We start from the raw sequence: 24,814 nt of genomic DNA, 5'->3' as shown, positions 1-24,814 counted from the left end.
CTAGAAACGGTAAGTGAGGTCGACGAGCAGGCGCACATCGCTTTCGCGCTGACCGTCATAAGGTCGGTTGATCCAGCTCAGGTTGGCGCCGGTTTCCAGTACGTCGTTCCAGCGATAACGCTGGCCGTAACTGAGTAAACCAATGGCGCCGGTGGCGTAATCGCGCTGGCTGTAGGTGCCCGCACCGGCCTGGAACTGCTGACTCCACTGGGTTTCGTAGCGGTGATAGAGCACATGGTTGATGCTCACGCTGGGCAGCACGCTGAAGTCTGAGCGCGGGTTGAAATACGCCGCCTCTTCTTTGCTGTTGCGGCTGGTGGCGACTTCCAGGCCAAGGTCCACTTGCACGCCCGGCGAGCGGTAGACGCCCTCACGGCCGCTGAGCAGCGCTTCGACACGGTCGTTGCCGTCGCTGAAGTGGGACGGGCTCAAGGCCAGTTTCCACTCTCGACTCTCGTTGGCGCGCCAGCGGATAAACCCGCTGCCGCCATTGGCGGTGACATTGGCATTGAGCGCACGCAACGGCGTGCTGGCGGCCAGGTAGTCAAGACTGCCGCCGTACTGCCAGTGGTCGTTGATGTCCCGCGCAATCGCCAGGCGTGCGCCTTGCTTGGTGCCTTTGCCGTAGGAGTGATTGGAGACTTCGGCCTCCAGGGTCATATCGCGGGTCCGCCGCTCCACACCCAGGCGCTGCCAGCGGTGGTGGCCGGTGCCTTCTTCAAATTCGGCGGTGCCGTAGCCGATACCGCCAAAGATCCGCCAGTCTTCATCGATGGGCGGGCTGTAGAGCAGGGTTTCGATGCCCCAGTCGCGGCTACCCGAAACCGCCCCGCCGCCATGACTTTTACCGGTCTCGGCTTCGATGCGCAGCTCGGCCATCTCATGCACCTTGCGCAGGCGTTGCAGACGTTGCACCTGGCGATTGTCTGGGGCGCGGGCGACCACATCATCGGCGAGCAAATCGAGCTGGCGCCACTCCTGCAACTCCAGCGCGTTGTAGCCTTGGGAGACTTCCAGGTCGATATGGCGGGGGTTCTGGTTTTCGGCGTCCTTGAGGGCAATCTCGGCACGCCGTGGCCAGGCGCGGGCGCGGAACATGTCCGCCTGGGCCACACGCATGCCGACATTACCGGGCGAGGTGCGCACCAGGTTCTCCAGGCTTTTTTCACTGGTTGGCAGATCGGCGCCGTAGGTCGCGGCCTGGGCCGCCAGTTGCTGGGCGGCCAGCCACGCGTCGTTGGGGTTGCCGAGGGGCAGCCCCTTGAGTTCGACCCGAGGCTTTTGCGTGCTCGCCAGGTCGTTTGCGACAGCGCGGGCCTCGCCGGTCTGGTCGTTTTCCAGCAGGGAGTAGTACAGCGCGGTGCTGTCTACCACTTGGTTGCTGGGGTCGGCGTCCGGCGCTGTCACCGCTTGGCGAAACAGCGGCGCAGCCTTTTCCGGCAGGCGTTGATCGAGGTAGGCGGCGGCCACCCAGCGCAGGGCGTAGCCGGGCAGTTGCACGCCTTGAGCGTGCAAGGCTTCGTAGTCGTGGATCACCTCGGCGGTACGTGCCCGGGCCTTGAGCGCGCCCATCCGGTCGATGCGCCAGCGCACTACATCGTCATGGGCACTGGCATCCGGGGTCCAGGTGGCGAGCAGTTGGTCGTAATCCTTGAGGGCGCGGTCGGCGATCACAAAGCGTTCGCTTTCACTGCGCGTCGGGAATTCAGCCAGGCGCACACGTTCGGCAGCCAAGTCACCTTCCAGGCGGCGCTGGGTCACCGGGTCCAGCAGGCCGGGGTGCAGGGCGCTCAGGCGCAAGGCCGGTTCCGGCATACGTGCACGTTGCAGGGCGATCAGGTATTCACGCACCACCTCGGGCTGGTTGCCGGCGCGAATAAACGCCTGGTCGAACTCGAACAGTGAATCAAACGGCTGCCCGGCCCGAGAAAACGCGTAGCCCAGGGCCATGCGCCGCTCGACATCCTCGGGCTTGGCCACCACCAGGGTGCGGGCACGCTGTACGGCTTCGGCGGCTTTGCCGCCATCGGCCAGGGTCAGGGCCAGGCCCAGTTGCAACTCCGGGTTGTTCGGTTCGCGCAGCAACGCCTGGCGATACACGGCCTCGGCAGGCGCCCAGCGCTGTTGATTGCGATAGGTGCGGGCCACGGTGGTCAGCGCTTGGGTGGTCAGCTGGCGCTGGCGCCCCTGGGTCTCATAGACCTTGAGTACTTCGTCATCCTGGCGCGCCCAACTGGCAATCAGCAGGTGGTCGCTGACTTGCCCAGAGCTCTGGCGCTCGGCAGGCAATTGGCGCAACAGGTTGAGCGCCGGCGTGTGGTTGCCGGTGCGGGCCTGGCGAATCAGGGAATCATAGGCAGGATCGGCCACGGCCAGGGTTGGCAGCAGCAGGGCGGCACCGATCAGCATACGCAATCGATCAGGGCCGGAGGCAGAGGGGTTACGCAACATGTCGTCAGCTTCCTTACTTGGAAAGCTGTAGCGATATCGCCTGTACAACACGCATCAGGCCGCCGGTATCTGGGGACCCGGACTAGCTTTCCTGGGGCGCAATATCCCCGAGCGGGGTAAGGATTTGGGCAAATCAGGACAATTGTTCAGAATTGTCCTACAAGCTAGTGGAGATCAAATGTGGGAGCGGGCTTGCTCGCGAATGCGGTGGGTCAGTCATGGATATGTTGACTGATACACCGCATTCGCGAGCAAGCCCGCTCCCACATTTTGGTTCGGTGCTGGCCTACAGAACCTTATTGTGCGCCGCTGACCGCACCCAGTTTGCCGAGCGCGCCGCCGATGAACTGCTCGACGGTCATTTTCTGGCCATTGAAGGTCACTTCATTGTTGGCGTAGTGCAGCTTGGCCAGGATGTCGTTGCCTTCCAGGGTCGCCAGTTGCATGCCCACGGCCATGTCGCTGGCCATGTCGCTGGCCATCTGGGATTGCTGCTCGATGGCTTTGGGGTCGGTCACGCCGCCGATCTGCGCTTGCAGTGCGGCGATGTCAGAGATCATCGGCTTGGACAGGGTCAGGTTGGTATCCAGCAGTGTGATCATTTGCTTGGCCAGTTCAACCGGTGGCAGTTCCATGGTGGACGGCTTGGTCAGGTCCACCACCAGGTTGAAGCGGCTTTCGCCATTGGCGGTCTTGAGGGACAGGTTTTCCAGGGCCACTTGCGGTTTGGCGGCCAGCAGCAGATCAACGTTAGCCTGGGCCAGCGCTTGTTCGGCTTCGCTCAGTTGCAGTTCTGGAATCGGTTGGCCGGCAGCTTGGGCAGCCTGCACCGGTTGCATTTTTTCCTGATACAGCTTGGTCAGCACCATGGCCGACGGCACGTCGATATTCTTCATGCTCACGGCCATGGCCGCCGAACCGACAGGTTTGCCCTGGTAACCGATCTCGGCGACTTTGTAATCAACACGGCCACTGAGGTTGTTGTCCTTGGTCTCGCTGCTGTCTTTCTGCTCGAAGCCTTTGACGGTCAGCACCGCTTGCTGTGGACCAAAGGTGAACTGGGTGTTGCTCAGCTCGACGGTGTTCTGGCCGACATAGAAGCCGAAACTGCTCTTGGACAGGTTGCTGGCCACGGTCAGGCCGTTGAGTTGCGCCTGGAACGGTGCGCCATCCGGGCCGACCAGGTCCACCTTGAGGGCGTCCATGTAGCCATTGACCTTGATCTCTTCACCCTTGGCGGTGTTGAAGTAGTCCATCTTCAGGCCAGAGAAGTTGACGCTGGTGGTGGCGTCCTTGTACTCCAGGGGCAGCAGCTCCAGGTTGCCGTTCACCGAGCGGTTGAAAGCGATATTGGCCACGCCCTTGATGGGCGACACATCCTTGGTGGCGGCGAACCATTTTTCGGTGGTCGGGTTCTTCTCCAGTGCCAGATGGCTGGTAGCCAATACCGGCCACCACTTCAGGGTGACCAGGCGCGAGACGGGCAACGGGCCGTGTTCGATACGGTCGACAAACAGCAGTTCGCTGTCTTTGAACTGTTCACCGAACGCCGCGCCTTCGGCCTTGAGGCGGAAGTGGCCGGTGCTGCTGAACCAGCCGCGATCCAGGGAGACCATCTCCAGGGTCATGCGGCCATCGACACCGGCCAGTGAGCGTTCCATCTCCTTGTTGGCGTCTTCGATCGTGGTTTTCAACACCCCTTCCAACTGGCTGCCGGTGTACCAGGCACCGCCGGCACTGACCACGCCGACGGCGGCAACAAAACCCAAGAGTACAACGGCTGATTTATTCATGAAGTGTCCTGATCCAATCCTGTGCGAAGTGGGCTGTCTTCCCTGAACCCCGAAGTGGGGCGTCGGCTCAAGCCCGCCGAAAATCGGGGCAAGGTTAGCACTGGCGGGGGGGCTCGTTGCAATCTCTTGTGGCGAACGACGGGCCCCAGAGGGTGGATAGGGAATATTGTGGCGAGGGGGCTTGTCCCCCGTTGGGCTGCGAAGCAGCCCCAGTAAGCCCCCTCGGTCTTCCTGATACATCGAGGTGGCGGGTTTTGGGGCTGCTTCGCAGCCCAGCGCGGGGCAAGCCCGCTCGCCACAGCAAGCCCGCTCGCCACAACAGCCCGCTTGCTTGCCACAGGGGAAGTGTTGCGCTTAGTCAGGAGTATTCCATGTCGATTTCGTCGAGCTGGTGGTCGAAGCTCTTCAGCCGTGCGGTCCAGGTGTACACCAGTACTTCAAACTCGCGATGGATCACCGCATTGCCCGGCGTGTCGGCCTTGGGGTCGTAGAAATCCAACTGGTAACGCTCGCGGGCCATGGCGGTGGCGACGTCGGACAGCTCCCGGGCGTTGTTGAGCCAGTGCCGCCCTTCGGCCACTTGTCGGTCGAGCAGCACGCATTGTTTTTTCAAGGCTTCGAGGCTTTTTTCGAGGGGGGTGCCGGTCAGTTCGCCCATGACTTCCTGGAACGTACGCCCAGGCTGCCAGTAGCTGCCCCAGAAGTAGCGATCAAAGACCGTTTCGACCCGGCGCAGGGCGACCTTGGTGTCCCAGATCGCGACCCGCGTCTTGCCTTGTTCGAGGATTTTTTTCTGGGTGCGCTGGCCCTGGTAGGACGCCCAGGCCACCACGCCAACGGATAACGCGGCGATCAGCGCGCAGGCGCTGTCGAGGAACACCATGGCTTTATCAAGCTGATGGGCCAGCATGACGCCGTAGAAATAAGTCGCCGATAACAACACCAGTGCGAAGAGCACGCACCAGAAAGCAGGAGCATAAGGGTTTTTCATTATTGGAATCCCCATGAGCAACGCAGGCAGTGATCAGCGGGCCATCACGCAAGCCCGTCTGATCAAAGCATAGCAATCGCCTCAGGGTTTGCCGGGTTCTGCACCGTGCGTTCGTCCGCTTTCCCAGCCGCCGCCCAAGGCCAGGAACAGGTCGATCTGGCTCATTGCCACCTGCGTGTTGGCCTGCGCCAGTTGCGCACGCATATCGGTGTAGGTGCGGGTGGCTTGCAGGTCGGCGAGAAACGACTCGCGGCCGGCCTGGAAGAAGCGATGTGTCTGGTCGGCAGCCTGTTGCGCCGACTGCTCGGCCTCGGCCAACGCATCGCGGCGCTCGAGTTGCGCGGTGTATTGCGCCAGCCCGGTCTGGGTCTCGCGGATGGCGTTGAGCACCACCCCGTCGAAGTGCGCCAAAGCGCCCTGGGTCGCGGCTTCGGCTTCATGGATGCGCGCACGCGAGCCGTTGGACGGCACCGTCCAGCTCAACAGCGGGCCGAAGCCCCAGCGGTTGGTGGCCGGCTTGCCGAGGTTGTCGATAATGCCCACGGTGCCGATGGAGGCACCGATGCTGATATCCGGGTATAACTCGCCGGTGGCCACGCCAATTCCCGCCGTCGCCGCCGCAAGCCGGCGTTCGGCCTGGCGCACGTCGGGGCGGCGTTTGAGCAGGGTTGCACCGTCGCCCACCGGCAGCAACTGGGCGATCTGCGGCAACTCGGCACAATCGCGGGTGCCGGCCGGCAGTTGGTCCAGGGGCTTGGCCAAGAGCATCGACAGGCGGAACAAACCGGCCTGGCGCGCCGCCTCAAAGCGCGGCAGTTCGGCGCGCAGGGACTTGAATTGGGTTTGCGAGCGGGTGACCTGGGTTTCATCGCCGCGCCCGGCGTCGCGCAGGCGTTGGGTCAGGCGTGTGCTTTGGGCTTGCAAATCCAGGGACTGGCGGGCGATGTGCAGCTCTTCGTTGGCCGCGCACACCTGGGTGTAGGAGCGCACCACGTCTGCCACCAGGGTGATGCGCGCAGTATCCACGGCGGCCTGGGTTGCGTCGGCATTGGCCTGGGCGCCTTCGATACCGCGCTGCAGGGTGCCGAACAGGTCGAACTGATAGGAAGTGGTGATGCCAATATCACCGACATTGGCCACCGGCACCTTGTCCGCCAGCAAAAAGGCTTCGCCGGACTCCTGCAAACGCTGGGCACCGAGCTTGACCCCGCCGCTCCAGCCACCCGCCGATTGCGCTTCCTGTACCTGGAAGCGCGCCCGTTGCAGGTTGGCCGCCGCCACGCGCAAGTCGGTGTTGGAGGCCATGGCCTGGCGCACCAGTTCATCCAGGCGCGGGTCCTGGTACAGCTTCCACCAGTCGGCGGGTACCGGGGCCGAGACCACGTTATTGCCCTGCCCGGCCAGTTGGCCCTGCAGGTCGCCACGGTTGACGGCGGCGGCGTCCGGTAACTGGTAATCCGGGCCCACCACCTGGCAGGCCGACAGCAGCAGCCCCAGCCCGGCAGTCGCCAGCAGTTGCTTCATGGCTGGTCTCCGGATTTGGGCTGGTCATCGATGATCGACACGGTGGCCGTGCGCCCGGCAATCATGCGGAAGTCCGCCGGCACGTCATCAAAGGCAATGCGCACCGGAATCCGCTGGGCCAGGCGCACCCAACTGAAGGCCGGGTTGACGTTGGGCAGCAGGTTGGCGCCGCTGGTGCGGTCGCGGTCTTCGATCCCGGCAACGATGCTCTGCACATGGCCGCGCAAGCGCGCGTTGTCGCCAATCACGCGGATATCCACGCTCTGGCCGACATGAATGCCGTCCAGCTTGGTCTCTTCAAAATAGCCATCGATGTGGAAGGAATTGCTGTCCACCACCGACAACACCGGACGCCCGGCGGTCACGAACTCCTGGGCACGAGGCGCACGGTCGTTGACGTAGCCATCCACCGGGCTGCGGATCACCGAGCGGTCGAGGTTGAGCTGGGCGCTGTCCACCGTCACCTGCGCTTCGGCCAGGGCCGACTGAGCGCGGGCCACGCGGGACTGGCTTTCTTCCAGTTGCTCGCTGGCCACCAGGTTGCCCAGGCCACGGTTACGCTTGGCTTCACGCTGGGCCTGGGCCAGGGTTTCCTGGCGGTCGGCCACGGCCGCCTGGGCTTGGCGCAGGGCAAGCTTGAAGCGGTCCTGGTCCACCGAAAACAGCACCTGGCCACGGGTCACCAACTGGTTGTCGCGCACGTCCACCTGCTGGATCAGCCCGGACACGTCCGGGGCGATCTGCACGATGTCTGCACGGATATGCCCGTCGCGGGTCCAGGGGGCGAACATGTAGTACATGACCATGCGCCAGACCACGACGCAGGCGAAGGTCACTACGAGCAACGTCAGGACCACACGGCCAATCGTCAAAAAAGGTTTTTTCATATCATCAGGTATCGACTGATTGAGTCCACAGCGCCCAGCAACAGCGCGTAGAGAGCCACATTGAATAATGCCCGGTGCCAGACCAGGCGATAGAAGTGGACGCGGTTCAACAGCCCGTGCACCACCAGGAAAATGCCGTACGTAATGCCCATCAGCACCAGCAGCGTGGGCAGGAACACCCCGCTGATATCCAGGTCACCGATCATAGAGGCGCTCCATCGGGCAGCGGCGCTTGCATCTCGGCGCCGCCAATAAATTCAACCCCAGGCAAAAACGCCAGGCGCAGGCCGGCCAAGGCGTGCAACAGGTGCAGGCGGGTATCGTCCTCGCCTTGCAGGCCCTGGCCGTTGAGCGCGCGGCGTGTGCGATCGAGGGTCATCAGCAGACCGCTGGGCGCGGGCAAGCGCTCACCGGCTTTAAGGCAGGCCTTGAAGTAAGCGCCTACGCCTTCGACCACCTGGCTGAGCAACACCCGTGGCACGCCAAGGATGCGCGGCGAGTAGGCCAGCAGGTCGAGCAGGTTCAGTGCCACGCGCAAATCACGCAGGGCAATGCCGGTGTCCTGGCCCGTGAGGGCCAGCCGCGGCAGGTGTTGCATCAGGCGGTCGAGCATTTGCACGGCCATGTGCCGGTGCTCGGCCAGGGTCGCAGGTTCGGTGAGGCCGACAATGTCGCGCCAACTGAAGCGGGTCAGGCGCTTGGCCGCCAGTTCGGCGCCAAAGGGCCGGGCGACCAGCGTCCACACAAAGGCAAACAGCAGGCCCACGGGACCGGCCAGGTTGACGTTGGCAAAGTTGAGGAAGTCCGCATCATAGGCCCCCTGGATACTGATAAATGACGACGTGTTCACCAGCGTCAGCAACATGCCCAGGTAAAAGCGCGGTTGCACGGTGAGGGTGCCGATGCAGATAAACGGCACGGCGAACGCCAGCACCAGCATCGGGAAATCGTGCAGGTTGGGCAGCACCAGAAACAGGTAGAGGCTGGCGAACAGCACCGACATCGCCGTCCAGAAAAAGAACCGATAAATCTGTGGCGCCGGGTCGTCCATCGAGGCGAAGAAGCTGCACGCCACCGCCGCCAGAATCACCGCACTGCCGCCGTCGGTCCAGCCCAGCAGAATCCACAGCACCGAGGCGACGATGATCGCGGTGACTGTGGAGAACGCCGAGTAAAGCATCAGGCCACGGTCGAGAAATGGCGTGAGTCGGCCCAGACGCCAGTGACGGTAGACGGCGCGCCAGGTGTCCTGGCTTTCGCACTCAATGGCGGCTTGCAGGCTGCGGCAGTCTTGCCACAAGTCGATCCACTCGCCAAGGCGGTACAGCGCGTTGGAAAACAGCAGGGTATGGCGATCGTCAAGCGCTTGGCCTTGGGGTTGCAGGGCGTCTAACTGGTCGCGCAAGGCGCGCCAGCTTTGCGGCGGTGCGCTTTGTTGGGTGTCTTGCAGCCATTGCTGGGTGGCTTGGAGTATCGGCGTGAGGCGCTCGAGAAACTCCGGGGCACGGTGTTCAATGGCGTATAGCGCATCATCCAGCGCATCCACCACCGGCAGCAGGTGGATCATGCGCCCGCGCAGTTCCTTGGTGTTACGCACGGTCTGCGACCGTGCGCCTTCGTGGGGCAACTGGCCGATCATCAATTCGAGGGTGTTGAAGGTGGCAACCATACCGCCGCGCAGGTTGCTGACTTCTTCAGGCTGCACATTGCGCGTCAGAAAGCGCTGGCTGTAGACCTGGGCATCGGCAAACCACTTGGCTACCGAGCCATCGAACACCGGCATCAGGCGGCGCGGCCAGAACATCGCGCCCACCACGGCGGCCACAGCGATGCCGAGGAAGATTTCTTCGGTCCGCGCCTCGGCCACATCCCACACCGCCAGGGGGTTATCCACCACTGGCAGGGCGATCAGCGGCAGGGTGTAGCCGGCCAGCATCAAGGCGTAGTTATTGGCCGTGCGCAGGTGCATGGAGAGGAACAGCAAAGTGCCCGTCCACAACGCAATCACCACCACCAGAATGTAGGGCGACTGTACAAACATCGGCACAAAAAACACGGCCGCCGCTGCGCCCATCAAGGTGCCGATGGCGCGGTACAACGCCTTGGAACTGGTGGGGCCGACAAACGGGCTGGAGACGATATACACCGTGGCCATCGCCCAATACGGACGCGGCATTTGCATGAGCATGGCGATGTACAACGCGATCATCGAGGCGGCGAAGGTACGCACACCGTAGAACCAGTCGCGAGCGGGCGGGAAGCCGCTGAAAAATCCGTTCAAAGCGTCGCCGCCTCAAAGGCGCGCAGCACACGCAGCGCGGCCTGCATATCGGTAGGCGCAATGTCGGCCAGCACTTCACGACGCAGGCGCACCAGTTGCGCCTCCACGGCTTGCACCAGCTCACGACCGCGCTCGGTGAGGCTCAAGGCCTTGGCGCGGCGATCGTGGATATCTTCGGTGCGGCACACATAACCACTGCTGCACAGTTGGTCGAGCAGACGCACCAGGGACGGGCTTTCCATCCCCGAGGCCTGGGCCACCTTGACTTGATGCACGCCGTCGCCGAGACGGCCGATCATCAGTAAAGGCACCGCACAGGCTTCGGAAATACCGTAGCTCACCAGCGTGCTCTGGCAGATTTTGCGCCAGTGACGGGCGCCAGCCACCATGCTGCTGCTGAGGCTCATGTGAAGGTGTTCGAGGGATTGGGACACGGGATAGTTCGCATACAGTTAGTTTGCTAACTATCAATATGATCGAGGATTGGAATCTCGTCAACTTTTGATACAAATTCCCTGATAGGCGGCTGCAGTCCCCTGTAGGAGCGAGCTTGCTCGCGAAAAACGCAAAAACACCGCGTTGATCCAGGCTACCCACGTCATCGTTGAAGACCTTCGCGAGCAAGCTCGCTCCTACAGGAGACTGCGGCGCAACCGCACATTCAGTTCATCCACCACTTGCGCCCAATCCGCATCCTCCAGGATTTCCTCGCGTAAAAACGCCCGCTGGCTATCCGTCCAGAAAAACGCATCTTCGAGTTTCAACTCCCGCTTGAGCGGTGAATGCACGGCGACAAAACGCTCAATGCTGATGGCGTCATCGGGCAGCCCAAGCTGTTTGAACAATGACGGCAGGCTGTGAACAGGCGATTCCATGACAACTCCCAGACTAGGTGATTGCCCACAGTCTAGACCGATAAAACTCACCGATTGGCTGCCACCGGTGCAACATCTTGCAATGTTCACGCTATCATCTTCAGCTTTCGCCCAGCGGCATCCACGGACTCCCGGAATAAGGACAATTCATGCGCATCGGTCTTCTGTCATCCCTGACCCTGGCACTGTGTGCCGGCGTATCCCTGCAGGCCCAGGCCAGTGGCGACGACTCCTGCTACCCCGACTGGCGCGTGTCCCAGGATTCGCTGACCGCCTGTAGCAACATGCCTTTTCTGAGCCCCGGCAACGACAGCCGGACCAACTTGCGCCTGTTGCTCGCGGCGAAAAAGAATGCGCCCCTGACCCCCAACGCCCTGGGCGAAGATGACCTGGCCCAGGGCTTTGGCCCGGTGCCGTTCCCGGTGTATCGCCTGGTGCCCCGCCCTCCCGAGGTGCAGGCGCCTGAGGAACAAGGCGCGGAGCTTGCGCAACTGCTGGCCTCGCTGGGCATCCAGCGCGAGGCCACGGCAGCGGCAGGCGATCAGTTTTTGTGGGGCGAAGGCAGCCGTTGCCGCAGCAACAATGTGGACAGCGCCACGGCGTTTATCCGCCAGGTAATCAAAGCCGATGTGCCAGCCAATGAGCGGGTGCTGCTGGCCAATGCACGCCTGAAATTGCTTGGCACCTGCGACTGGCAGGGCGAAGTGCTGCTCGAACCCCAGTTGATTGCATCCACCCAGGGCCGTGAACTGACCACCTACCTGCTCGCCGCTGCCGACTTTTACAGCGGGCGCTTCGTGTATGCCGAACGTGGATTTGCCGCCGTCACCGTGACCACGTTGCCATGGCTGAAGGAAACGGCGGTGTACATGATTGCCCGGGCGTCGCTCAACCATGCCCAGGAAAACGCTTTTGACGAATACGGCCTGCCCCAGCGCCAGGCTGTGGATAAGTCTGCCCTGGATGAAGCCGAGCACAGCTTCCTCAGCTACCTGAAAGCTTATCCACAGGGCGAATATGCCGCCTCCGCCCACGGCCTGCTGCGCCGCGTGCATTGGTTGGCCGGCGATGCAACCAAGCTGGCCGACGACTATGCCTGGCAACTGACCGAGGCCAGCGATGCCCAGCGCAATGGCTCCATCGATGAGTTGGTGGAAGAAACCGACAACAAACTGCTGACCAGCTACGCCGAGACCATCCGCAACCCGCTGTTGCTGGCGATCAACGATCTGATGTGGATGCGCGCCAACAACCCGCCCAAGCTGACCCGCGCCACCCTCGACGCCCAGAAGGCTGCATTTGCCAACGAGCCGGCGCTGTACGACTACCTGCAGGCGGCGTTTGCCCTGTATGTCGAGCACCAGCCGGACACCGCGTTGAAACATCTGCCGCCAGCGCTGCCAGCGAGCCTGGATTACTTGGCATTCAGCCAGCAAACCCTGCGCGGCCTGGCCCTGGAAGCCAAGAACGACTGGAAAGGCGCCGAAACGCTGTGGCTGCAACTGCTACCACTGGCCAAGCAACCGTTGCAGCGCGAGCAACTGGAATTGGCCCTGGCGATGAACTACGAACGCAGCGGCCAATTGGCCAAGGTGTTCGCCGCCGACTCGCCGATCCAGACTCCGCAAGTGCGCTATATCCTGCTACGCAGCGTCGCCGGCCCCGAGTTGCTGCGCCAGCAGATCAGCCAGGCCAGCGACCCGCTGGAGCGCCGTACCGCGCAATTTGTATTGCTTTACAAAGACCTGTTGCGCGGCCAGTTCGCGACTTTTGCCGAGGATTTGCAGCAACTACCGGCCTCGCCCGCCGCCGACAAAATCGGCACCAGCCTGGGCTATGTGTACGACGGTGGCCAGGCGCTGACCTTGTTCCGCTGGAGCGGCGACAAGGCGCCGTCCGGCTACACCTGCCCGACCATCGCGCAAACCGCCAGCACCTTGCAAAACGACGCGAAAAACCCACACGCCCTCAACTGCCTGGGTGAGTTCATCCTGCGCAACGGCCTGGACGGCATGCCCCTGGAAGAGGCGCGCTCGGCCGGCAGCCTGGGTAGCACTGCGTCGGGCTTCACCGGTGAAACCTTCTCGCGGCTCGATGGCTATAAGCAGGTGATCGCCAACCCCAAGGCGCCCCGTGACGACAAGGCTTATGCGCTATTTCGGGCGATCAACTGCTATGCACCTTCGGGCTATAACAGCTGCGGTGGCGAAGACGTCGACAAAGCGGTGCGCAAAGGCTGGTTCCGCCAGTTGAAAACCGGGTTTGCCGACACGCAGTGGGGCAAGTCGCTGCAGTACTACTGGTGAAACACCTGTGGCTAGGCTTGCTGCTGTTGGCGAGCCCGGCCTTCGCCACCGTCGACGCCCAGGACTATGACGCTTTCTGGCTGTGGAGCGGCGTCGCCCCGCAGCCGGTGCTCAAGCAGGCCAAGACCCTGTACATCCTCCAGGGCCAGATCAACTCGACCCGCCGCCAACCCAGCCTGGGCGTGCAGTTCATCGCCCAGGGCATCAGCGTGCCGCGCATCCGCCAGGGCGAGGTGTGGGTGGTCTACCGCGCCCATACCCTGCGTTGGCCAGAGCCGGTCTACACAAAAATGCTCGGGCAGGTGCAACGTTGGCGCGCAGCGGGTAACCCGGTGGTGGGCATCCAGATCGACTTCGATGCCCGCACCCAATACCTGCACGAATACGCCGACTTCCTCAAAGACCTGCGCCAGCGCCTGCCAAAGGATTTGCGCCTGAGCATCACCGGGCTGATGGACTGGAGCAGCAACGCCGACCCGGCCGCCATCGCCCAGCTCAAAGGCGTGGTGGATGAAGTGGTGGTGCAGACCTATCAGGGGCGCCACAGCATCCCGGATTACGCGGCGTACCTGCCACGCATGAACCGCCTGGGGCTGGCGTTCAAGATCGGTTTGATCCAGGGCGGGGAATGGCAGGAGCCGGCGTATTTGCAGGAGAGTGAGTGGTTTCGCGGGTATGTGGTGTTTTTGCAGAATCCGTAAGTGTCCCATTGGCCTGTGGCAGATGGACTTGTGCCTGGTGGGCTTCTGGCTGGTGGGCTTGTCGTGGCGAGCGGGCTTGGTGTGGCGAGCGGGCTTGCCCCGCGCTGGGCTGCGCAGCAGCCCCAAAACCTATCTGCGCGGTGTGTCTGGAAAACAGGGGTGTGTTGTTGGGGCCGCTACGCAGCCCAGCGCGGGGCAAGCCCGCTCGCCACCACAAGCCAGTTCACCTCAACAGGCCCATTACCAAACCAAGAGGATCTAGCTAGACAACGGATACACCGACTCCCAACCCCCGCCCAGCGCCTTGTACAGGCCGACCATGGCCAGGGACACGCCGGTGGAGCTTTCCACCCATTGTTCCTGGGTCGCCAGCAACGCGCTCTGCACCGTGAGCACGTTGACGAAATCCACCACCCCTTCCACGTACTGGTGCTGGGCGGTGTCCAGGGCGATCTGGTTCTGGCGCACCGCTTCGGCGAGGCTGTCGCGGCGCAGTTGGCTGGCGTTGTAGCGGGTCAACTGGTCGTCGATTTCATGCCAGGCGCGCAGCACGGTCTGTTGGTAAGCCAGAGCCGCTTCCTGCTGCTGAGCTTCGCGCAGATCGAGCATGCCTTGCAGGCGGCCACCGTTGAACAGCGGCAGGCTCAGCGACGGGCCGAAGGCAAAGGTGCGTGAGCCCCAGGAGCCCAGATCCGACAATTGCATGGCCTGGGAACCGAGGCTGCCCGACAGGGTGATCCGCGGGTAGAAGTCGCCCTTGGCCACGCCAATGCTGGCGGTCGCCGCATGCAGGCGTGCTTCGGCCTGGCGGATGTCCGGGCGACGCTGTGCCAGTTGCGACGGCAGGCCAATCGCAACCTGGCGCTGGGTCTGGGGCACTGCGGCGTCTGGCGACAGTTGCGCATGCAAGGCTTGCGGCGCCTGGCCCATCAACAGGCTCAGGGCGTTGATCAACTGGTCCTGGCGCTGCTGCAAATCCGGCAGTCGCGCTTCGATGGCGGCCACTTGCGCAGCGGCTTCAGCGACATCCAGGTGGGTCGCCACGCCATCGGCCAGACGCAGCTGCGAGAGTTTGAGGCTGCGGCGCGCCACGTCGAGGTTTTGCTCGGTCACCGCACGGGTGCTTTGCACGCCACGTAGCTGGATGTAGTCCTGGGCGGTCTCGGCCAACACGGACAACAACACGCTGCGGCGGTCGTTTTCGGCCACTTGCAAGGTGGCGTCGGCAGCTTCGGTTTCGCGCCTGACCCGGCCCCAGAAATCCAGCTCCCAGGACGCGGCAAAACCGGCGTCCCACAGGTTGAAGGCCGAACGGCCGTTGTTGCCGGACGGGTCGCTCAGGCCATTGGCGCTGTTGCGTTTGCGGCCGTAGTTGCCATCGGCGCTGACCTCTGGATAGCGCCCGGCGCTCGTCACCTGGCGCACCGCACGGCTCTGTTGCAGGCGGCTGCTGGCCAGTTTCAAGTCGAGGTTGTCGCTCAGTGCCCGGCGCACCAGGGCCGACAGTTGCCGGTCGTGGAACACATCCCACCACTGTTCTTCCAACGGGTCGCTGACCGCGCGACTGGCGGCCTGGCGGCCCTGGGGCTCGGTCCATTGCGTCGCCGACGGGGCGTCGGGCCGCTTAAAATCCGGGCCGACGGTGCAAGCGCCCAGGCTGATCATGCTGAGAGTCAGCAGCGCGAGTTTTTTCATTGCTGCGCCACCTCACGTTGCTGCGCACTGGGCTGGGTGTTGACGCTGGCCTCCACCGACATCCCGACCCGCAGGCGATGGACCTGCGCCTGGCCCGGCTCGAGGATGATTTTCACCGGAATGCGCTGCACCACCTTGGTGAAGTTGCCAGTGGCGTTGTCTGGCTTAACCGAGGCGAACGTCACGCCCGTGGCCGGCGCCAGGCTTTCCAGGTGGCCGTTGAGGACTTCACCGTCGAGGCTGTCGACCCGCACTTCAACCGCTTGGCCGGCATGCATGTGGGACAGTTGGTTTTCCTGGAAATTGGCCACCACATACGCGTCGGCCAGCGGCACCACGGCGAGGATCTTGCTGCCCGGGGTGACAAAGGCGCCGACCCGCACCGCACGCTCGCCGACCATGCCGTCCACCGGCGCGACAATGCGCGTGTACGACAGCTGATAACTGGCCATTTCCAGCGCGGCCTGGGCCCGCTTCAAGCCGCCTTCGGCGGCATCGCGCTGGGCACTGAGGATTTCCACTTGCTTGCGTTCGGCGGCCAGTACCGCCGTGGCGTTGGCCAGGCGCGCGTTGGCCTGGTCGATGCGGGTCTTGGCTTGCTGGGCATTCTGCACAGTGCCGGCACCGACACCGGCAAGGTGGTTGTAGCGGCTCAATTCGTGTTCGGCAAAGGCCACTTCGGCGCGATCGGAGGCCACGGTGGCCTGGGCCTGGGCGATCACCGAGCTTTGCCGCTCAAGGGTCGCGACCGCGTTTTTCAGCTGGGCCTGGGCCATCAGGGTCTCGGCATCGGCGGCCTGGGCGGCGGCGCGCAAGTCGCGGTCATCGATCAGTGCCAGCAACTGCCCGGCCTTGACCTGTTGGTTGTCCTCCACCAACACCTCTTTGATAAACCCGGCGACCCGTGGCGCCACCAGGGTGTAGTCGGCAGCGACGAAGGCGTCGTTGGTGGTCTGGCGCTTGCTGCCAAACACGCCCGGTGCCAGTAGGTACACCAGCACACCCACGGCGCACACGGCGATAACGGTCACGGCAATCTGGTCTTTACGTTTCATGGGAATCCTTTGTTTCAGTCAACAATCAGGCGGGTGCGCGCGGCGGGAAAATCCGCGTCGGCATCCAGAAAATCAGCAGGATCAACGCCACCGCGACACCGGCCATGACGTAATAGAGATCCGCAGACGTCAGCACCACGGCCTGCTGGTGCAGCCGATGGGCCAGACCCGTGGCATCGCCGTCGGCCAGAGGCGAGTTGCCCAGGGCGTCCACCAGCATGGTCGAGTGGAAATGCAGGCGGTGAGTGGTCAGCACCTCGATCACGCCGGTGGCGACCACCGCGGCCAGGCCCTTGACCGTGTTGAACCAGGCCGAGGCAAACGGCCCGTCGGTGGGCACGATGCTGCCGGTGGACAGCATCAACAGCGGCAACACCGCCATCGGCTGCCCGAAGATTTGCAGCAGTTGCAGTACGTAGAACTCATCCCGGATCCACGCCGAGGTCAGTTGCGCGCCGCCAATGCACGAGAGGGTCAGCATGCCCAGGCCAATCCCCAGCACCCAGCGGCAATCCACCCAGCGCAGGTTGCACAGGGCCGCTACCAGCGGCAGGGCGATCAACTGCGGCAGGGCCATGACCAGCATTACCGGCGCGGTCTGCAGCGGCCGATAGCCCTGCACCTGCGCCAGGTAGCTGGACGGCAGGATGATCACCGCCTGCAGCACCACCAGCACCCCGGCCAGCACGATCAGGGCGAACGACAGGTTGCGCAGGCCGAGCATCTGCAACTTGAAGAACGGCATCGGGTGTGACCATTCGTTGATCATGAACAGCACCAGCAACAGCACCCCGCCCACCAGCAGCGTGGTGATCAGCGGCGACTCGAACCAGTCCAGGCGATTGCCCTGCAAGATGCCGATCACCAGCATGCAGATCGCCGGGAACCCCAGCAGCAGGCCGCGCCAGTTGAATTGCTTGAGGCGCTCAAGACGCAACGGGTCCTGGGGCAGGCCGTAGGCCACAGCGGCCATGGCCAGCAGGCACGGCGCGACGATCTGCCAGAACGCCCACTGCCAACCGACGTATTCGGTCCAGAGTGCCGCCAGCGGTGTACCGAGGCTGGGGCCGAAGGTGGCGGTCAGGGCGTAGCCGGCCAGGCCGTAGAGTTTGACGTTGGCCGGCAAGAAACGCAGGGCCACGGTCATCAGCATCGGCGGCAATGCCCCGCCGGCCAGGCCTTGCACGGTGCGCAGCAGCAGCAGGCTTTGGTAGTTCGGTGCCAGGGGGCACAGCACCCCCAGCAGGGTAAACAGGCCGATGGCCCATAGGGTGAAGCGGCGCAGCGAAAACGTCACCGAACACCACGGCGCAAAGGCCATGGCCGAGACGGAGGTGGCGGTGTAGGCGGCAACCAGCCAGGTGCCTTCGTCAAAACCGATGTACAGCGCACCGCGGATATCGGCAAGGGCGACCTTGGTCACCATTTCGTTCAGGCCCGAAACCAGAACCGCCAGCAGCACGCCAACCAGGCCGATGATGATCCGCGGGCCAAACACAGGGGGGCTGGCGGCGGCGGGTTTGGCTGCAGCCAAGGGAGCGGGGGCAGCGAGGGAAGTCATGAAGGTACAACTCGGAAATAGAATACCCGAGCAGTTTAATAAGGCTTAGACATGACGAAAACTGACTTATCGGAAGGTTATAACTGCATCAGACGCAGCTATTGAATGTGAATACGACCCAAATGTGGGAGCTGGCTTGCCTGCGATAGCCAGAGGTATCTACACAATTCTCAGAAACTGACGCCTCCCCGTGGCGAGCGGGCTTGCCCCGCGCTGGGCTGCGAAGCAGCCCCAAAAAGCCCGCCGCGTTTCTTCAGATAAACTGCGATGGCCTGGTTCAGGGCTGCTTCGCAGCCCAGCGCGGGGCAAGCCCGCTCGCCACGGGGAAGTTCGTGAGTTTCTGAATGTTATGTAGATACCTCTGGCTATCGCAGGCAAGCCAACTCCCACATTTGGAGGGCGGTTTTCAGGTGGGCTGGGCTTCGCGCCAGGTCGCCGCGCAGCTTTCGCGCATGGTTTCACGCAGCCATTTATGCGCCGGGTCTTTGTCGAAACGCGGGTGCCAGGCCTGGGTCAGGACCAGGGTCGGCAGGGAGATCGGCAAGGTGAATGCGCGCAGCGGCAGTTTCAGGCGATTGGCGCTGTACAGCGCCTCTTTGGGCACCGGCAGGATCAGGTCGGAGTCGGGCAGCATGAACATCGCGCCGTGAAACCCCGGCGCGATCATCGCCACCCGGCGTTCCAGGCCCTGGGCATTGAGGGCGGTGTCGATCGGTCCACGGGCAATACCACGCCGGGAGATGCTGATATGGGAGTAGCTGGCAAAGCGTGCGGCGGTGATTTCTTCGTCGAACAGCGGGTGGCCTTCGCGGGCCAGGCCGACGAAGGTGGTGGAGAACAGGTTCTGCACCTTCACTTCCGGGGTGATCGGCATGGTATTGCCGACGCGCAAGTCCAGGCGCCCTTCGCGCAGCGCTTCATCGTCGCTGTCGCCTTCGGGGACGAATCGCAGCTCGCAATGGGGTGCCACCCGCTCCATGGTGTCGAACAACCGGCCGCCATACACACCGACAAAAAAGTCATTGGCGCGCACGCTGAAGCGCCGGCGCAAGGTGCTCAGGTCGACCTCGTCCGCCGAACGAAACAACAACGCCGCCTGCTCCACCACATTGCGCACCTGGTCTTGCAACTCCAGGGCTTTGGGCGTGGGCACCAGGCCGCGACCGGCGCGCACCAGGATCGGATCGCCCACCGCTTCGCGGATGCGCGTCAGGGTGCGGCTCATGGCGGCCGGGCTGAGGTTCATCCGCCGCGCGGCGCCCACCACGCTGCCCTCGTCAAGCAAGGCGTCGAGGGCCACCAATAGATTCATATCCGGTAGTTGCATGCCAAGCACTCGTGATGGATTTGGAGTACAGCGCACGCAATCGTAGCAGGCTTTAACGTGAGTGTTTCAGGCTACGTGGCACCCAGGAGATTGAATCTATGGATCCAGGAATCAGAATTTAAATACCGCTAGAGAATAGCGATAGGGCCTGTGAAGAGCAGAAGCCGGGAGGTGTGGGGAGGTTGAGGGCCTCATCGCAGGCAAGCCAGCTCCCACATTGAACGGCGTACGCGGTCCAAAATGTGGGAGCTGGCTTGCCTGCGATGAGGCCAGGTCAGGCAATCGAGATCAACGCTCCTGCAGCGACTCCGCCCGGGCCTTGATGATGGGCTTGAGCAGGTAGCTGAGGATGGTCTTCTTGCCAGTGATGATGTCGACCGAGGCGACCATGCCGGGGATGATGATCAGCGGCTTCTCATCGGTGCCCAGGTGGCTGCGGTCGGTGCGCAAGGTGATCATGTAGTAGGTGGTTTTCTTGTCTTCATCGGTGATGGTGTCGGCACCGATGCGTTCCAGCTTGGCCTTGAGGCCGCCGTAGATGGTGTAGTCGTAGGCGGTGAACTTGACCACGGCTTCTTGCCCCGGGTGCAGGAAGGCGATGTCTTGCGGGCGGATCTTGGCTTCCACCAGCAAGGTGTCATCCAGCGGGACGATTTCTACCATGTCGCTGCCCGGCTGGATCACGCCGCCAATGGTATTGACCAGCAGTTGCTTGACGATCCCGCGCACCGGCGAGGTGACCAGGGTCCGGCTCACACGGTCTTCGAGAGCTTTGCCGGTGGCCTGGGCCTTGTTCAAGTCAGTGCGTGCCTCGTTGAGCTCGGTCAGCGCTTCACTGCGGTATTTACCACGCGTTTCGTCGATCTTGCGCTGTACTTCCTTGATCGCCGAGTCGGCGCGGGGGATGGCCAGGGTGGTGGCGTCCAGTTGCCCACGGGTTTCCATTTCTGCGCGCTTGAGACGCAGCACTTCCACCGGCGACACCGCACCCTGGGCGACCAGGGGTTCGGACATGTTGATTTCCTGGCGCTGCAACGACAGTTGGTTACGGTACTGGCCTTGCTTGGAGGTGTATTCGCGCATCTCCTGCTGGCGCTGGGTCAGTTGTTCCTGCAAACCACCGATTTCATCCTTGAACTGCTGGCGCCGGCTTTCGTACAGCGACTGCTCGTTGATGGCCTGGGTGGGCGCAGCGGCACGCACGTCTTCAGGAATATTCAACGGCCGGTCTTCGACCTGGGCGTTCAAGCGCTCGATGCGCAGCAACAGGGACAGGCGCTGGGCCTCGGTTTCCCCGGCGTTGGAGACAAAGCGCGTGTCGTCCAGGCGGATCAGCGGCGCGCCTGCCTCGACGATCTGCCCTTCCTTGACGTACAGCTCGGCGACGATGCCGCCCTCAAGGTTCTGAATCTTCTGCAATTTGGAGGATGGAATGGCCTTGCCATCACCGCGCGTCACTTCGTCGACCTTGGCAAAACCGGCCCACAGCAGCATGCACAGGAAAAACCCGATGATCCCCCAGATGGTCAACCGCACCACGCGCGGGGCATCTTCGATCAGGGCCTTCTTGACCTCTGGCAGTGGCTGGCCATCCAGCGAATCGGAACCAATGAAATAGCGACGGACCGCGTCCTTGAATTTACGCAACACTGATCTGCCCCTTCTTCAACGCTTCCATCACTACGGCTTTCGGGCCATCGGCAAGGATTTGCCCACGGTCGATGACCAACAAGCGGTCCACCAACGACAACAGCGACGCACGGTGCGTCACCAGCACCACGGTCTTGTTTTCCACAACGGCTTGCAGGCGCTGTTTCAAGCGTTCTTCACCGGTGTTGTCCATGGCGCTGGTCGGTTCGTCCAGCAGCAGGATAGGCGGGTTGAGCAGCAGGGCGCGGGCCAGGGCGACGTTTTGTCGCTGGCCGCCAGAGAGGTTCTGGCCGCGCTCGCCCACTTGCAGCTCGTAGCCTTGTGGATGCAGGCGGGCAAATTCGTGGACGCCCGCAAGTTCAGCGGCTTGCAGTACCACTTCGTCTTCAACGTAACGGGCGCCGGAGACCAGGTTGTCGCGCAGGGTGCCGGCCAGCAGTTGGATGTCCTGGGGCACATAGCCGACGTTGTGGCGCAGTTCGCTGACGTCGATCTGGCGAATGTCCACGCCGTCCACCAGCAAGGCGCCGGAGTCGGGTTGGTAGAGGCCCACGATCAGTTTGGCCAGGGAGCTTTTACCCGAGCCACTACGCCCGATGATGCCAATTTTCTCGCCGGGCTTGATCACCAGGTTGATGTTCTTGAGCGCCATGTTCTGCTGGTTGGGGTACGTGAAATTCAGGCCCCGGCACTCGATGGCGCCTTGCAGGGTGCGGCGGCTCAAGGGGCGCTCTTCGAAATTGCGCTCCTGAGGCAGCTCCATCATCTGGTCGGTGGAGACCATGGTGACCTTGGCTTGCTGGTAGCGAGTCATCAGGCCCGACAGCGACGCCAGCGGGCTGAGGGCGCGGCCACTGAGCATGTAGCAGGCAATCAGGCCACCCATGCTGAGGTGGCCGTCGATGATCTGGTAGACCCCGAAGACAATCATGATCACACCCGCCAATTGCTGGATCAGCAGGGTGATGTTCATCGACAGCCCAGAGAGCATCTTCACTCGCAACTCAAGGCGGCTAAGGGTGCCAATGGTCTGCTCCCACTGGTACTGGCGCTCGCTTTCAGCGTTGTTGACCTTGACCGCATCCAGCCCGGCCAGGGTTTCGATCAGGCTCGACTGGCGCTCGGAGGCCAGGGCCATGGTGCGCTCCATGGTGGCGACCAGCGGCTTTTGCAGCAGGTAGCCGATGCCCAGGGCAATCGGGAAGGCCAGCATGGGGATCCACACCAGATGCCCGCCGAGGATGGCGATCACCATGAATATCAGTAGGGTAAACGGCAGGTCGATCAGGCTGGTGAGGGTCAGGGAGGCGAGGAAGTCACGCAGGCTCTGAAACTCGTGGATGTTCTGGGCGAAGCTACCGACCCGTGCCGGGCGGTACTTCATCGACATACCGACGATCCGCTCGAACAGCGTGGCCGAGATGATCAGGTCGGTTTTCTTGCCGGCCAGGTCCAGGCACAGGCTGCGCAGGCTCTTGAGGACCAGGTCGAAGACGTAGGCGATGAAAATACCGGTGGCCAGCACCCACAGGGTGGCGGTGGCCTGGTTTGGCACGACGCGGTCGTAGACGTTCATCACGAACAGCGGCGCGGCCATGGCAATCAGGTTGATCAGGAAACTGGCGGCGATGGCATCGGCGTAGAGCCAGCGCGAACGCTTGAGGGTGTCACGGAACCACGAACGGGCCCGGGGAATCAGGGTGCCGTGGCTGACATCGAATTTGTGCTGGGGCTGGGCAAAGAACACTTTACCGATGTAGTCATCGGCCAACGCCTGGCGCTTGACGATGGTTTCACCGCCATCGCTTTCGCTGAGCAGCACCTGGGCCTCGTCTTCACCCTGCCAGCCGAGCAGCACGGCACTGCGGCCGTCCTTGAGCAACAGCAAGGCCGGCATGGCAATCGGGGGGATCGAATCGAGCTTGCGTTGCAGCAGTCGCCCTTGCAAACCGGCGCGGGCCGCGGCCCGGGCCAGCAAATCGGCGGTCAGTTGCTGAGCTGGCAATGGCAGACCGGTGGTCAGCATCGCCGCACTGGCGGGCTTCTGGTGCAGGGCACAGAGAGCCAACAACCCGTCGAGTAACGGGTCGTCGTGCAATGTGCGTGGATCATGACTGAGATGGACTCGACTGACTTCTGATTCCACGCGGGCTCTCTCAACTAACAGATGGGTCTATAAGGAATAGCTCAATTCATCCCCGGCAGTTGAACTTTCGGCTTCACATCGTTCTGGACGACGGAGGCCATCGGTGCGACCACTCCCTGGCTCTTGAGCAACTCGCCCATGGTCGCCTTGATTCGGTACTGAGTAAATAACTGAACGTTTTTTATCTCTTCCAAACGACGCGAAGCGGTGAACAGTTCGTTTTCACTGTCGAGCAAGTCGAGCAGGGTCCGCTCGCCCAGGCTGAATTGTTTCTGGTAGGCGCCGCGCACCTTGCTGCTGTGGTCGACGTATTGCTGGGCAATCGGCACCTGAGCATTGGCATTGTTCATGGCGTTCCAGGCAAGGCCCAGTTCTTCATTCAGCTGGCGCAAGGCGTTGTTGCGGATATCCAGGGCCTGGTTGGACTGGTAGGACTTGGACTCCAGCTCAGCTTTGTTACTGCCACCGGCATACAGGTTGAAACGCATGCGCAGCATGGCTTCCCAGCCGTTGTTGTGGCTGGCGTCGCCGTCGATGTTGTTGTCGGCGTTACGGCCCAACTCGGCGTCGAAACGTGGGTAGAAGGAAGACTTGGCGGCTTCGTATTGTTTTTCGGCAGCGGCGATGTCGGATTCAGCCGAACGCAGGATCGGGCTGTTATCGAGCATCTGGCGGCGTGCTTCATTCAGGTCTGCAGGCAGCATCGCCATGAAGCTAGGCGGACGCTCCAACTGATCGGCTTCTTGCCCAACGGCGCTCAGGTAGTTGGTCTGGGCGTCGGCCAGGTTGGTCTGCTCGGTGATCACGTTGTTGCGGGCCTGGGCCAGACGGGCTTCGGCCTGGTCCAGGTCAGCCCCGCTGCCGACGCCGCGCTGGGTGCGCAACTTGATCTGGTCGTAGATACGTTCGTGGTTGCGCAGGTTGTCTTCGGCCAGACGCACGAACTCACGACGGGTCAGGACGTCCAGGTAAACCTGAGCTACCGTCAATGCAGTGCGCTCGGAAGTGCCAAGCAACGAAAATGCGCGGGAGTTAACGGTGGCTTGTTGACGCCCTACTTCACTGGAGGTGGCAAAACCGTCAAAAACCATTTGTTGCAGGCGCAGGCTCGATTCACCGCGATTGAGGGTGTCCCAATGGCCGCCACGGGCACGGGTGGATGAACTGTCGGTGCCTTCACGGCCATAACCGGCGTTCAGGTCGACACGGGGCAGGTAACCGCCCTTGGCCGCACGCAACTGATAGTCGGCCGCGATACGAGCGTTGACACCTGCCTGAATCTCAGGATGCACATCCAGCGCTTGCTGCATGGCCTGGGGCAGGGTTTGGGCTTGTACGAAACTGGCGGCGAGAACGAACGGTATTGCCTTAAGCAGGTGCAAACGCATTTTAAGAATCCCCAGGACTTCTTGTCTCAAGTCACAGCAACTAGGCGTGCTGCGTTAGAAAATGGCTACCGTAATGACCGTACGTCGGAAAGTTCAAAAGCGGAACTGGTTCACACATGTAGGACGGTTCGCCACGTGAATATCAATGTGACATTAGCGAGGCGATTGTTTAGGATGGCGCCA

General features: G+C 62.6%; 18 protein-coding genes. 2 read left to right on the top strand and 16 right to left on the bottom strand.

The features are described from left to right. The 9 genes from pgaA to JTY93_RS00695 form a co-directional block, all read right to left on the bottom strand. Positions 1–2,451: a poly-beta-1,6 N-acetyl-D-glucosamine export porin PgaA gene (gene pgaA / locus JTY93_RS00735; RefSeq protein WP_205477928.1), complete on the bottom strand. Its 2,451-nt coding sequence runs from the start codon at positions 2,449–2,451 to the stop codon at positions 1–3. A gap of 296 nt (positions 2,452–2,747) precedes the next feature. After that, a complete protein-coding gene (locus tag JTY93_RS00730; protein ID WP_205479408.1) occupies positions 2,748–4,244 on the bottom strand; it encodes a YdgA family protein in 1,497 nt (498 codons plus the stop codon). Between the two features lie 358 nt (positions 4,245–4,602). Next, on the bottom strand, positions 4,603–5,235 hold the full coding sequence (locus JTY93_RS00725) for an NADH:ubiquinone oxidoreductase subunit N (RefSeq protein WP_169991653.1): 633 nt from the start codon (positions 5,233–5,235) through the stop codon (positions 4,603–4,605). 81 nt (positions 5,236–5,316) lie between these two features. After that, on the bottom strand, positions 5,317–6,759 hold the full coding sequence (locus JTY93_RS00720) for an efflux transporter outer membrane subunit (RefSeq protein ID WP_205479410.1): 1,443 nt from the start codon (positions 6,757–6,759) through the stop codon (positions 5,317–5,319). Beyond that, positions 6,756–7,646 (bottom strand): efflux RND transporter periplasmic adaptor subunit, encoded by an 891-nt coding sequence (locus JTY93_RS00715; RefSeq protein WP_205479412.1) that lies wholly within the window; start codon positions 7,644–7,646, stop codon positions 6,756–6,758. The genes JTY93_RS00720 and JTY93_RS00715 overlap by 4 nt, the downstream gene beginning before the upstream one ends. After that, the gene (locus JTY93_RS00710) at positions 7,643–7,852 is read right to left on the bottom strand and encodes a DUF1656 domain-containing protein (RefSeq protein ID WP_169991648.1); all 210 of its coding nucleotides are present in this window, start codon (positions 7,850–7,852) and stop codon (positions 7,643–7,645) included. Before JTY93_RS00710 ends, JTY93_RS00715 begins: the two co-directional genes overlap by 4 nt. Further along, positions 7,849–9,927, bottom strand: coding sequence for an FUSC family protein (locus JTY93_RS00705; RefSeq protein ID WP_205479414.1), 2,079 nt, complete (start codon positions 9,925–9,927; stop codon positions 7,849–7,851). Before JTY93_RS00705 ends, JTY93_RS00710 begins: the two co-directional genes overlap by 4 nt. Next, entirely contained in the window at positions 9,924–10,334 is a 411-nt protein-coding gene (locus JTY93_RS00700) for a MarR family winged helix-turn-helix transcriptional regulator (RefSeq protein WP_029298811.1), read from the bottom strand. Before JTY93_RS00700 ends, JTY93_RS00705 begins: the two co-directional genes overlap by 4 nt. 225 nt (positions 10,335–10,559) lie before the next feature. Next, positions 10,560–10,802, bottom strand: a complete 243-nt coding sequence (locus JTY93_RS00695; RefSeq protein WP_169991644.1) for a DUF2789 domain-containing protein — start codon at positions 10,800–10,802, stop codon at positions 10,560–10,562. A 149-nt stretch (positions 10,803–10,951) separates the two neighbouring features. Between JTY93_RS00695 and JTY93_RS00690 the strand changes: the two genes are divergently transcribed. Both JTY93_RS00690 and JTY93_RS00685 read left to right on the top strand, forming a co-directional pair. Beyond that, positions 10,952–13,108, top strand: a complete 2,157-nt coding sequence (locus JTY93_RS00690; protein WP_205479416.1) for a PA5441 family protein — start codon at positions 10,952–10,954, stop codon at positions 13,106–13,108. Then, positions 13,105–13,809, top strand: a complete 705-nt coding sequence (locus JTY93_RS00685; protein ID WP_205479418.1) for a DUF3142 domain-containing protein — start codon at positions 13,105–13,107, stop codon at positions 13,807–13,809. The genes JTY93_RS00690 and JTY93_RS00685 overlap by 4 nt, the downstream gene beginning before the upstream one ends. Before the next feature lie 258 nt (positions 13,810–14,067). Here JTY93_RS00685 and JTY93_RS00680 read toward each other — a convergent pair whose 3' ends face one another. The 7 genes from JTY93_RS00680 to JTY93_RS00650 all read right to left on the bottom strand — a co-directional run bounded on the left by JTY93_RS00680 (position 14,068) and on the right by JTY93_RS00650 (position 24,631). Further along, a complete protein-coding gene (locus JTY93_RS00680) occupies positions 14,068–15,504 on the bottom strand; it encodes an efflux transporter outer membrane subunit (RefSeq protein WP_205479420.1) in 1,437 nt (478 codons plus the stop codon). Continuing rightward, positions 15,501–16,559: an HlyD family secretion protein gene (locus JTY93_RS00675; protein ID WP_205479422.1), complete on the bottom strand. Its 1,059-nt coding sequence runs from the start codon at positions 16,557–16,559 to the stop codon at positions 15,501–15,503. The genes JTY93_RS00680 and JTY93_RS00675 overlap by 4 nt, the downstream gene beginning before the upstream one ends. 25 nt (positions 16,560–16,584) lie before the next feature. After that, positions 16,585–18,120 (bottom strand): MFS transporter, encoded by a 1,536-nt coding sequence (locus tag JTY93_RS00670; RefSeq protein WP_205479424.1) that lies wholly within the window; start codon positions 18,118–18,120, stop codon positions 16,585–16,587. Between the two features lie 406 nt (positions 18,121–18,526). Next, complete coding sequence (locus tag JTY93_RS00665; protein ID WP_205480161.1) at positions 18,527–19,447, bottom strand: LysR family transcriptional regulator; 921 nt, start codon at positions 19,445–19,447, stop codon at positions 18,527–18,529. A gap of 288 nt (positions 19,448–19,735) precedes the next feature. Then, positions 19,736–21,097, bottom strand: coding sequence for an HlyD family type I secretion periplasmic adaptor subunit (locus JTY93_RS00660; protein WP_029298775.1), 1,362 nt, complete (start codon positions 21,095–21,097; stop codon positions 19,736–19,738). Continuing rightward, positions 21,087–23,243, bottom strand: a complete 2,157-nt coding sequence (locus tag JTY93_RS00655) for a type I secretion system permease/ATPase (protein WP_205480159.1) — start codon at positions 23,241–23,243, stop codon at positions 21,087–21,089. Before JTY93_RS00655 ends, JTY93_RS00660 begins: the two co-directional genes overlap by 11 nt. A 41-nt stretch (positions 23,244–23,284) precedes the next feature. After that, positions 23,285–24,631 carry a TolC family outer membrane protein gene (locus tag JTY93_RS00650; protein ID WP_057438932.1) on the bottom strand — a complete coding sequence of 449 codons (1,347 nt, stop codon included), beginning with the start codon at positions 24,629–24,631 and terminating at the stop codon, positions 23,285–23,287. Positions 24,632–24,814 lie beyond the last annotated feature (183 nt).

The organism is Pseudomonas hygromyciniae (assembly GCF_016925675.1).
GTDB lineage: Bacteria > Pseudomonadota > Gammaproteobacteria > Pseudomonadales > Pseudomonadaceae > Aquipseudomonas > Aquipseudomonas hygromyciniae.
Note: the sequence above shows the minus strand (reverse complement) of the source record. Positions and strands in the feature narration are given on the sequence as shown.